Below are 10,236 nucleotides of genomic sequence, written 5' to 3'. Positions count from 1 at the left end.
GGAGGGCGCCATCAAGCCGGCCTCTCCATTCCCGCCCGTGACTCCGGCGCCGCCGCCGTCTATGACCGTCGCACCGAGCGGCGGGGGAGAGGATCAGCGCGTGGTGCAGGACGGTGGCGTTCAGGGCGAGGCCGGGCGGCCGGGATTCATCCGGCGGCAATATGACCGGCTGATCCGGGCGGCGCACGGGCCGCGGGCGCGGTGGACGCTGGCCGGCGTCGCCTTCGCCGAAAGCTCCTTCTTCCCGATCCCGCCCGACGTCGTCCTGATCCCGATGATGCTGGCCAACCCGAAGCGGGCCTGGTGGCTGGCGGGGCTGTGCACGGTGGCCTCGGTGCTGGGCGGGCTGGTCGGCTACGCCATCGGCTATTTCCTGTTCGAGACGGTCGGCTCCTGGCTGATCAACCTCTACGGGCTGCAGGCCGGGTTCCAGGAGTTCCAGCAGAAATATGCCGAATGGGGCAGCTGGATCATCCTGGCCAAGGGGGTGACGCCGATCCCCTACAAGCTGGTGACCATCACCAGCGGCGTGGCCCAGTTCCCGATCGTGCCGTTCATCCTGTCCTCGATCGCCTCGCGCGGGCTGCGCTTCTTCCTGATCGCGGTGCTGATGCGCATCTATGGGGACCAGGTGCGGTATTACCTCGAGAAGTACCTGAACTGGGCGTTCTGGGGCTTCCTCGTGCTGGTCGCCCTCGGCTTCGCGGTGATGACCCAGATCTGAGGGCCGCCGAACCGCGGAGAACCCGGCCATGACCGTGCCAGCCATCCTCCTTCCCGTGTTCGTGCAGGTGGCGTTGATCTTCGGCCTGGCGGTCTGGCTGCTGCGCGAGCGCGCCGGCGCGCTGCGGCGGGGCGAGGTGCGGGTCGGCGACATCGCCCTCGGCCAGCCGGCCTGGCCGGCGCGGGCCACCCAGGTCGGCAACAGCTTCAACAGCCAGCTGCAGCTGCCGCTCTTGTTCTTCGTGCTGGTGATCCTGGCGATGATGACGAGGAAGGCGGACCTGCCCTTCGTGGTGATGTCCTGGCTGTTCGTCGCCAGCCGGATCCTGCATCTGGCGGTGCACACCGGATCGAATCGCCTGGGCCCGCGCTTCGGCGCCTACGCCGCCGGCTTCGTGCTGCTGCTGGCGATGTGGGCGGTCTTCGCGCTGCGCATCCTAACGGCGGGGGTGGAGCCGGTGTGAGGTTAGAGGCCGTCCTCATTCCCTTTTACTGTCATTGACGGGCTTGACCCGGCAATCCAGGGGCCACCGAGAGCCGCTCTTGAAAGCCCCTGGATCCTCGGGTCAAGCCCGAGGATGACAGTTCAGGGGAAACACCGCCTCACGCCGCCGCGATGATCCACATCGCCCCGCCGACCGCGACGGCGTCCTCCAGCAGGGCGGCGGGCAGGTCGCGGCCGAAGGCCCGGGCCAGGCGGGAGCGCAGTTCGGCGCCCGCCAGCGTGCCGGCCACGGCGCCGAAGATGCCGGCGACCAGCCCGACGCCCACCGAGCCGCCGGCGATGCCGAAGGCGGCGCCGCACAGCGCGCCGCTGACGATCCGGCCGCCGAACTGCACCGGCACCTTGCGGCTTGGCGTCCGCGGCAGCTGGTCGGCGACCAGCTCGGCGATCGCGGCCGCGGTCAGCAGCCAGGGCGTCACGGCAGCGCCGAGGAAGGCCAGCCCGGTGCCGTCCAGCGGCAGCCAGCCGAGATGGGCGGCCCAGCTGACGGCAGCGGGCGCGGTCATCGTCCGCAGCCCGGCGACGCAGCCGATCAGGAAGGCCAGGACCAGCATCGAAATCTCCCCGGGAAATGCGCGGTCTGAAAATCGGCCGCCATCCTCCGCGATCCCGGCCGGCCTGTCGATCCCGTCCGGCTCCGGTCCGCCTGGTCCCATTCGAAAAGGATCCGAAGCCTATCGGCGATTGTCCGGCAAAACCGGCGGGTGCTAGCCTTCGCTTCGAAAGAAACGAAGGGGGAAACGATGGCGTTCATGTCTCGAGCCGCGATTCTCGCGGCGGCGATCGGTATCGGCTTTTCAGGGCCCGCTTTGGCCGAGGACACCGCAGCCAAGGCGAAGGCGGAGATCCAGCGGGTGCGCGACAGCGCCGGCTTCAAGGCCGCTTTGCAGCACATCGACCAGACCTATGACGGCTACATCGCCGAAGGCATCACGCTGGTCGAGATCCCGGCCCCGCCCTTCAAGGAGGAGGCGCGGGCCAAGGCCTTCGCCGAGCTGCTGCGCGGCGCCGGCCTGGCCGATGTCGGGATCGACGAGGAGGGCAACGTCCTCGGCCTGCGCCGCGGCACCGGCGGCGGCGATCGCGTCGTCGTGGTGTCGGCCCATCTCGACACCGTTTTCCCCGAGGGCACCGACGTGACGGTGCGGCGCGAGGGCACGAAGCTGATGGCCCCGGGCGTCGGCGACGACACCTTCAGCCTGGCGGCGATCCTGGCCTATATCCGCGCCATGGACGCGGCGGGCATCAAGCACAAGGCCAACATCCTGTTCGTCGGAACGGTGGGTGAGGAGGGGCTGGGCGACCTGCGCGGCGTCCGCCACCTGTTCACCAAGGGGAAGTACAAGGACCGGATCGACGCCTTCTTCTCGATCGAGAGCGGGTCGGCCGACACCTTCACCAGCTCCGGCGTCGGGTCGAAGCGCTACCGCATCACCTACAAGGGCCCGGGCGGCCACAGCTTCGGCGCCTTCGGCCTGGTCAATCCGGCCTATGCCATGGCCGAGGCGATCACGCTGCTGGCCCGCACCCAGGTCCCGGCGGATCCGAAGGTGACCTACAATGTCGGCGTGGTGAAGGGCGGCACCTCGGTCAACTCGATCCCGGTCGAGACCTCGATGGAGGTTGACATGCGCTCCGGCGACAGCGACGGGCTGGCGCGGGTGGAGCAGCGGCTGCTGGCCATCGTCGACCAGGCGGCGGCGACCGAGAACGCGGCCCGGTCGACCAAGGAGGGCGAGATCACGGTGGAGAAGACGGTGATCGGCGACCGCCCGGCCGGCGCGATCGCCGAGACCGAGCTCTTGTTCCAGCTGGCCAAGGCCTCGATCCAGGCGGCGGGCTACGAGTTCAAGGGGCCGCGCGAGGCGTCGAACGATTCGAACATTCCGTGGAGCCTCGGCATCCCGGCCGTGACCCTGGGCAAGAACGGCCCCGGCCAGGGCGGCCGGGCGCATTCGCTGGACGAGTGGATGGACACCGAGAAGGCGCCGATGCTGAAGGGCATGGCCACCAGCCTGGCGACCATCCTGGCGACGGCCGGGATGGAATAGAGACTGTTTGAGACCGCTGCCGGCGCGGCGGGCATCTTTTCCACGTCATGGCGAGGAGGCGAAGCCGACGTGGCCATCCAGGGCCGCTCGCTATGGCCCCTGGATGGCCACGGCGCTCCGCGCCTCGCCATGACGGGTGATTTCATAGAGGGGAGCTCACGATGACCAACACACCACAGGCGGATCTGGAGAGGCGTTCGCGGCCCGCGCGGCCGCGCTATCGCGGCCTGCTGATGTCCGTCCTCGCCGCCGTGTCGCTGTGGGCGGCCGGCGCGTCCGCCGCCGAGCGCGACGAGTTCTTCTGGCTCGGCGAGATCAACAAGGCGACCGCGGTCATCAACACCGATGAGGGCCTGCTCGACAGGCAGCTGACGCCGGGGATCGCGGCGGCCATCGCCAAGGTCATCGCCGACGGGAACAAGGAAGGGGCCCGGCGGCCGAGCAGCGTCATCACCTTCGAGCCGCTGCTGATCAAGGCCGGCGGCATGGATGTGACGTTGCTGCATGCCGGCCGCTCCAGCCAGGACATGCACGCGACCTACCGCGCGGCGATCCTGCGCGACGACCTGCTGGACCTGGCCGACCAGCTCAACGCCACGGCCAGGACGCTGGTCGAGCTGGCCGCGGCGCATGCCGACACCGTCGTCCCCAACTACACCAACGGCGTCGCCGCGCAGCCGAACAGCTTCGGCCATTACCTGCTGGGCCACGCCGCCGGCTTCGCGCGCGACGCCGAGCGCATCCGCCAGGCCTATGCCCGCATCGACCGGTCGGCCATGGGCACCACGGTGCTCAACGGCACCGGCTGGCCGCTGAACCGCCAGCGCATGGCCGACTACCTCGGCTTCGCCCAGCTGGTCGACAACGCCTATGACGCCTCGCAGATCTCCTCGATGGACGAGCCGGTGGAGGTCGGGGCGGTGGTCACGGCGATCGCGCTGCACACCGGCAATTTCGTCGAGGACATCATGACCCAATATGCCGGGTCGCGGCCCTGGATCCTGCTGCAGGAGGGCGGCGGCAACACCTATGTGTCGAGCGCGATGCCGCAGAAGCGCAATCCGGGGCTGCTCAACTCGACCCGCAGCGATGCGTCGACGGCGGTGACGCTGGCGCTGGGGCCGATCCTCCAGACCCACAACATCACGCCGGGCATGCCGGACCCGAAGGATGTCGAGCAGAACACGGCGATGGTCGAGGCCGGCATCAAGACGCTGAAGGATCTCGACAAGGTGCTGAAGGCCCTGGTGATCAACCGCGACCGGGCGCTGGAGGAGCTGAACAGCGACTGGACGGCCTCGCAGGAGCTGGCCGACATCCTGATGCGCAAATACGCCGTGCCCTTCCGCGAGGGCCATCACTTCGCGTCCGGGGTGGTGGACTACGCCAGGCAGAACGACATCAAGCCGCTGGATTTCCCCTATGCCGAGGCGCAGCGGATCTATGCCGAGGCCGTCGCCGGCACGAAGTATCCGCAGGCGCTGCCGATGGCCGAGACGGAGTTCCGCGCCGCCCTCGACCCGGTGGCGATCGTGAAGGCCCGCAGCACCAGCGGCGGCCCGCAGCCGGCCGAGATGGAGCGCATGATCGCCAAGGCCCGGGCCGGGCTCGCGGACCAGGACGCCTGGATCAAGGAGCGGCGCGGCGTCATCGACGCGGCCCTGGCCCGGCTCGACGCGGATTTCGCCAAGCTGACGCCGTGACGGGCAGGGGATCGGCGGGTCTGATGGCTGGGATGTCAGCGTCGGACGATGCTGCTCCCCGTCCTTCAGCTCTCTTTATTGTCATTGCCGGGCTTGACCCGGCAATCCAGGGGCCACGAAGAGCGGCTCTGAAAGCCTCTGGATCCTCGGGTCAAGGATGACAATAGAATTGAGCCGGAGCATCAAAGGCCCCGAGGAGGGCATCAAAGGCAGTCCCGGATCGCGGAGGGGGAGGTGACATGGCGGAGTCCGACCGGATCGACAGCCTGATCGCAGCGGTGCCTGCCGCCCTGGCGCTTCGCGCCGGGCTGGACCTCGGCATCTTCACCCGGCTCGGCGGCGGCGCGATGACGGCCGACAGCCTCGGGGCCGCGCTCGGCGTCGCGCCCGATCGCCTGTCGCGGCTGCTCTACGCGCTCGCCAGCATCGGTCTCCTCGACGTCGAGGAGGGCCGGTTTCGCAACGGAGCCGAAGCGTCGGCCTTCCTCGACGCGTCCAAGCCGGCCTATCGCGGCGGCGACCACACGCTGCTGCGCGAGCTCTGGGGCGCCGATCTGCTGACCGCGGAGTCGCTGCGGCAGAACCGGCCGGCCGCGCTGCACGACTTCTCCGAAGCGGGGCCCGAGGCCGCGGCCGCCTTCAGCCGCATGCTCGCGCCGGGCGGGGTGATCTTCGGCCGGCATCTGGCCCGGGAGATCGATCTTTCCGCGGTCGGTTCGGTGATCGACATCGGCGGCGGCGCCGGGACCATTCTCGTCGGGCTGCGCGAACGATGGCCGCGGATCGCGGCGACGCTGATGGAGCTACCGACGGTCGCGGCGGCCGCGCCGGACATCCTGTCGGAATACGGCGCCGGCGACGTGGTCGTCGAGGAAGGGGACATCACCGTCGCGCCGTCGACCGGCCGGCACGACCTGGCGATCCTGAAGGCCGTGGTCCAGGTCCTGCCGCCGGACCAGGCGCGCCGCGCGATCCTGAACGCGGCGCGCTGCCTCGTGGCCGGGGGCGAGATCGCCATCGCCGGGCAGGGCGTCGTCGATGACGACCGCCTCGGCCCGCCCGAGGGCGTGTTCCTGAACCTCACCTTCCTGAACCTCTACCGCCACGGCGAATCCTACACCGAGGGGCAGTACCGCGCGTGGATGGCCGAGGCCGGATTCCAGGGCATCTCCAGGTCGCGCCTGCCGGACGGCAGCGCGCTGTTCCGCGCGCGCCTCCCGGGCTGATCGCGGCCGGAGGGCCGGCTCCGGGGTCAGGCTCGCGCCAGCAGCCGCCCCGCCCGATCCACCTCGGTCTCGCCCGCGCGCCAGGACATCCGGCCGTTGACCAGCACGAAGTCCAGGCCGCGCGACGGCGTCTTCGGGGCCTCGAAGGTGGCGGCGTCGGCGATGTGGGCCGGGTCGAACACCACCAAGTCGGCGGCGTGGCCCTCGCGCACCAGGCCGCGGTCGGGCAGGTTGAAGCGCATCGCCGACAGGCCGGTCATCTTGTGCACCGCCGTCTCCAGCGGAAATAGGCCGAGGTCGCGGCTGTAATGGCCCAGCACGCGCGGGAAGGTGCCCCACAGGCGGGGATGCGGGTGGCTGTCATGCGGCAGCCCGTCCGACCCGATCATGGTCAGCGGGAAGGACAGGATGCGGCGGACATCGGCCTCGTCCATCTGGAAATAGATGGCGCCGGCCGGGTGCAGCCGCACCGCTGCCTCCTTCTCGGTGCAGCCCCATTCGGCGGCGATGTCGGCCAGGTCGCGGCCCGCCATCTCCGGCTTCGCCTTGGACCAGGCGACCATGATCCGGATGTCGCCGGTGACATGGTCCGGGTCCAGCACGGTGGAGCCCGCCGTGTAGGGATAGGCGTCCAGCCCGACCGGCTGGCCTTTGCTCGCCGCCTCGATCACCGGCAGGGTCTCGCGGCTGCGGCCCCAATTGTGCGGCCCGGCGCATTTGTGATGCGAGATCACCACCGGCACCTTGGCCCGGCGGGCCGTGCTGAAGCTTTCCTCCAGCGAATCCAGCACCTTGTCGTGCTCGTCGCGCATATGGGTGGCGTAGACGCCGCCGCGATCGGCCAGCAGCTCGGCCAGCGCCGCCACCTCGTCGGCATCCGCCGCCGCGTTCGGCTTGTAGTAGAGGCCGGTGGAGAAGCCGATCGCGCCCTGGTCCAGGCTGTCGGCCAGCAGGCGGCGCATGGCGTCGATCTCGCCGCCATTCGCCTTGCGGCCGACATCCGCCATGGTGCCGATGCGCAGCGAGGAGTGGCCGATCAGCGCGGCGACATTGACGCCGGGCACCACCCGGTCCAGCCGGCCGCGATAGTCGGCGAAGCTCGGGAACTCGTAGGCGGCTTCGTCGCCCAGCAGGTTCAAGGGCGGCGGCGGGGCGCGGTCCAGCGTCAGCGGCGACAGGCTGATGCCGCAATTGCCGACCACCACCGTGGTCACGCCCTGGCTGATCTTCGGCAGCATGTCCGGGCCGTCGATCACCGCCCGGTCGTCATGGGTGTGCACGTCGATGAAGCCGGGCGCCACCACGCGGCCGGCGACGTCGATGCTCTGCTTCGCCCGGTCCGCGGCGATGCTGCCGGTCGGGGCCACGGCGGCGATGCGGTCGCCCAGGATGGCGACGTCGGCTTCGATGCGGGGGGCACCGGACCCGTCGATCACGGTGCCGTTGCGGAGCAGCAGGTCGTAGGGGGCGCGGTCAGGCATGGATGGTCTTCCGTCGGGCGGGGCGGGACGGCGCAGGAGTCGCCGGCTCGTCGATGGTGGGGATCTGGCTCAGGCTCAGCTTGACCCGGCGCAGGCTTTCCAGCGCGCTCGGGCCGCGGCGCATGGCGACGCCGGTGGCGACCACGTCGATCACCGCCATATGGGCAAGGCGCGACGCGGTCGGCTTGAAGATGTCGCTGTCCTCGGGCGGGGCAACTGCCAGCAGGATCTCGGCGGCCCGGGCCAGCGGCGTGTCCGGCCGGGTCAGGGCCACGGTGGTGGCGCCGTATTGCCGGGCGGTCTCGACGCTTTCCACCAGGTCGCGGAAGCGGCCGGAGTTGCAGATCGCCAGCACGCAGTCGCCGGGGCCGAGCGTGGCGGCCGACATGCGCTGCAGCTGGGCGTCGGCGTGGAAATCGGTCGGCAGGTCGAGGCGGAAGAAGCGCAGATAGGCGTCGTGGCCGACCGCGTGCGCGCCGCCGCCGACGCCGTAGATGTCGAGCCGGCGGGCGCGGGCGATCGCCTCGATCGCCTGGCGCAGCGGCTGCGGGTCGAGCTGGTTGCGCACGGCGGTCACCGCCTCGATCACGCTGTCCAGCACCCGGTCGGCCAGCTGGGCGACATCGTCCGGCGGCGCGCCCGCCTGGGGCCGCCGTTCCAGATACGGGCTGGCGACGGCCAGGTTCTGCGCCAGCCGCACCTTGAAGTCGCGGACGCTGTCGCAGCCCAGGGCGCGGCAGAACCGGGTGACCGACGGCTCGCTGACCCGCGCCCGCCGCGCCAGCTCGGCGATGCTGGCGCGGGTGGCGAAGCCGGGATCGGCCAGCACCGCCTCGGCCACGCGCTGCTCGGACGGCCGCAGCGAGGCCTCCATGCGGCGCAGGCGCGAGACGATGTCGACCACATAGGCCATCAGAAGAAGGTCCGGATGGCGCCCGAGACGCGGTAGTCGTCCTCCACCACCATCATCACCTGCCATTTGTCGAAGGTGGTGCAGGGGTGGGAGATGCCGCAGCACACCAGGTCGCCGACCTGCGGGTCGAAGCCCTCGGGCAGGCGCAGATAGGCGTGCTGGTCGTTCATCGCGGTCAGCACCGCGCCGGCCGGCACCGGCTGCGCGGCCGCGGCGCCGGCGGGGCGCCACAGGGTCGGGATCGGCAGCTCGATGTCGTAGGAGACGTCGCGCTTGCCCATGGTCAAGAGGGCCAGGCCGGGTTCGGGCCGCGACTGCACCATCGACCACACCTCCAGCGCCGGCGCCAGGTCGCCGTGCCGGCGCCAATCGGCCGGGATGCGGCGGATGACATGCTCGAACAGCCGGGTGTACTGGCCGGAATCATGGGTCAGGTAGCAGCCGCTGCGCACCACCACCTGGACCGGGCGCGACAGCCGCACCTCGGCCAGCCGGCGGGCGACGATGTCGTAATAGGCCGAGCCGCCGGCGCTCAGCAGCACCGCACCGTCCGCGAACAGCCCGGCGCCGTCGATGTCCGCCGCCAGCGCCGCCAGCCGGTCGAGGAAGCCGGTGACGGCGATCTCGTCCGCCGCCGCGTCCTTGGTGACGACCAGCCCCTCATAGCCCTCGACGCCGCGCAGGGCCAGGCCGGGCGCGTCAGCGGCGGCGCGGGCGACGGCCAGCGCGTCGGCGGCGGTGCGGCAGCCGGTGCGGCCGCCTTCCATGCCGATCTCGACCAAGAGGCCCAGCGGGCGGCCCGGCGGGGTGGCGCGGGCGGCCTCGGCCAGGCGGCGCACCCCGGCGACGGAATCGACCAGGCAGAACGCCTCCAACTCCGGATCGGCGGCCAGCGCCGCGAGGACCGAGCGCATCGACGCGGCGTCGACCAGCTGGTTGGCGATCAGGATCCGCTTCANGCGCGGGCGGCCTCGGCCAGGCGGCGCACCCCGGCGACGGAATCGACCAGGCAGAACGCCTCCAACTCCGGATCGGCGGCCAGCGCCGCGAGGACCGAGCGCATCGACGCGGCGTCGACCAGCTGGTTGGCGATCAGGATCCGCTTCACCCCGAAGCGGCGGCACACCTCGAATTGCTGGGCGGTGGCGACGGTGATGCCCCAGGAGCCGTTGGCCAGCTGCAGGTCGAACAACTGCGGGCTCATCGTCGTCTTGCCGTGCGGCGCCAGGGCGACGCCGGTCTCGGCCAGGATGTCGCGCATCCAGCGGGCGTTGCGCTCCAGCACCGACCGCTTCAGCAGCGCCTGCGGGAAGGGCAGGTCGCCGGACAGCGCGTTCCAGCCCTGGTCGCCGATGCTGCGGAACGGGATCGGCTTGAGATCGGGCGGCAGGCCCTTGCTGGCGCCGTCGATCGGGGCGTCGAGGATCGGGTCGAGGGCGAGGATGGAGGGGGTGAACATCAGGCGATCTTTCGCAGGAGAACCATCGCGCGGGCGGCCTCGGCCAGGCGGCGCACCCCGGCGACGGAATCGACCAGGCAGAACGCCTCCAACTCCGGATCGGCGGCCAGCGCCGCGAGGACCGAGCGCATCGACGCGGCGTCGACCAGCTGGTTGGCGATCAGGATCCGCTTCA

General features: G+C 70.8%; 9 protein-coding genes. 5 read left to right on the top strand and 4 right to left on the bottom strand.

All coding sequences use genetic code 11. The features are described from left to right. Positions 1 to 100 precede the first annotated feature (100 nt). Both BWR60_RS34375 and BWR60_RS34370 read left to right on the top strand, forming a co-directional pair. A complete protein-coding gene (locus tag BWR60_RS34375; protein WP_230983273.1) occupies positions 101 to 724 on the top strand; it encodes a YqaA family protein in 624 nt (207 codons plus the stop codon). A gap of 28 nt (positions 725 to 752) precedes the next feature. Then, positions 753 to 1,187: an MAPEG family protein gene (locus BWR60_RS34370; protein ID WP_088157568.1), complete on the top strand. Its 435-nt coding sequence runs from the start codon at positions 753 to 755 to the stop codon at positions 1,185 to 1,187. Between the two features lie 139 nt (positions 1,188 to 1,326). On the opposite strand, the gene BWR60_RS34365 is transcribed toward BWR60_RS34370, so the two are convergent. After that, entirely contained in the window at positions 1,327 to 1,782 is a 456-nt protein-coding gene (locus BWR60_RS34365) for a DUF4126 domain-containing protein (RefSeq protein ID WP_088157566.1), read from the bottom strand. A gap of 198 nt (positions 1,783 to 1,980) precedes the next feature. On the opposite strand from BWR60_RS34365, the gene BWR60_RS34360 reads away from it, so the two are divergent. The 3 genes from BWR60_RS34360 (at position 1,981) to BWR60_RS34350 (ending at position 6,208) form a co-directional block, all read left to right on the top strand. Further along, positions 1,981 to 3,279, top strand: a complete 1,299-nt coding sequence (locus BWR60_RS34360; RefSeq protein WP_088157572.1) for a M20/M25/M40 family metallo-hydrolase — start codon at positions 1,981 to 1,983, stop codon at positions 3,277 to 3,279. Positions 3,280 to 3,440: 161 nt separating this feature from the next. Then, on the top strand, positions 3,441 to 4,982 hold the full coding sequence (locus tag BWR60_RS34355) for a lyase family protein (RefSeq protein WP_088157564.1): 1,542 nt from the start codon (positions 3,441 to 3,443) through the stop codon (positions 4,980 to 4,982). A gap of 239 nt (positions 4,983 to 5,221) precedes the next feature. After that, positions 5,222 to 6,208, top strand: a complete 987-nt coding sequence (locus BWR60_RS34350; RefSeq protein WP_088157562.1) for a methyltransferase — start codon at positions 5,222 to 5,224, stop codon at positions 6,206 to 6,208. 26 nt (positions 6,209 to 6,234) lie between these two features. On the opposite strand, the gene BWR60_RS34345 is transcribed toward BWR60_RS34350, so the two are convergent. From BWR60_RS34345 to BWR60_RS34335, 3 genes are read right to left on the bottom strand one after another with little or no spacing between them, the layout of a single operon-like run. After that, the gene (locus BWR60_RS34345; protein ID WP_088157560.1) at positions 6,235 to 7,689 is read right to left on the bottom strand and encodes an N-acyl-D-amino-acid deacylase family protein; all 1,455 of its coding nucleotides are present in this window, start codon (positions 7,687 to 7,689) and stop codon (positions 6,235 to 6,237) included. Continuing rightward, positions 7,682 to 8,602 carry an SIS domain-containing protein gene (locus BWR60_RS34340; RefSeq protein WP_179222067.1) on the bottom strand — a complete coding sequence of 307 codons (921 nt, stop codon included), beginning with the start codon at positions 8,600 to 8,602 and terminating at the stop codon, positions 7,682 to 7,684. The genes BWR60_RS34345 and BWR60_RS34340 overlap by 8 nt, the downstream gene beginning before the upstream one ends. Next, positions 8,602 to 9,516 carry an alanine racemase gene (locus tag BWR60_RS34335; protein WP_088157556.1) on the bottom strand — a complete coding sequence of 305 codons (915 nt, stop codon included), beginning with the start codon at positions 9,514 to 9,516 and terminating at the stop codon, positions 8,602 to 8,604. Before BWR60_RS34335 ends, BWR60_RS34340 begins: the two co-directional genes overlap by 1 nt. Between the last annotated feature and the right edge of the window lie 720 nt (positions 9,517 to 10,236).

This window comes from Inquilinus limosus (assembly GCF_002195995.1).
Classification (GTDB): domain Bacteria; phylum Pseudomonadota; class Alphaproteobacteria; order DSM-16000; family Inquilinaceae; genus Inquilinus; species Inquilinus limosus_C.
This window is presented reverse-complemented; position numbering and strand designations above follow the sequence as displayed.

Bases quoted from the DNA above. Each gene is read 5' to 3' on its own strand.
- BWR60_RS34370 (WP_088157568.1), top strand. From the start codon at position 753: ATGACCGTGCCAGCCATCCTCCTTCCCGTGTTCGTGCAGGTGGCGTTG.
- BWR60_RS34365 (WP_088157566.1), bottom strand. From the start codon at position 1,782: ATGCTGGTCCTGGCCTTCCTGATCGGCTGCGTCGCCGGGCTGCGGACG.
- BWR60_RS34360 (WP_088157572.1), top strand. From the start codon at position 1,981: ATGTCTCGAGCCGCGATTCTCGCGGCGGCGATCGGTATCGGCTTTTCA.
- BWR60_RS34355 (WP_088157564.1), top strand. From the start codon at position 3,441: ATGACCAACACACCACAGGCGGATCTGGAGAGGCGTTCGCGGCCCGCG.
- BWR60_RS34350 (WP_088157562.1), top strand. From the start codon at position 5,222: ATGGCGGAGTCCGACCGGATCGACAGCCTGATCGCAGCGGTGCCTGCC.
- BWR60_RS34345 (WP_088157560.1), bottom strand. From the start codon at position 7,689: ATGCCTGACCGCGCCCCCTACGACCTGCTGCTCCGCAACGGCACCGTG.
- BWR60_RS34340 (WP_179222067.1), bottom strand. From the start codon at position 8,602: ATGGCCTATGTGGTCGACATCGTCTCGCGCCTGCGCCGCATGGAGGCC.
- BWR60_RS34335 (WP_088157556.1), bottom strand. From the start codon at position 9,516: ATGCGCTCGGTCCTCGCGGCGCTGGCCGCCGATCCGGAGTTGGAGGCG.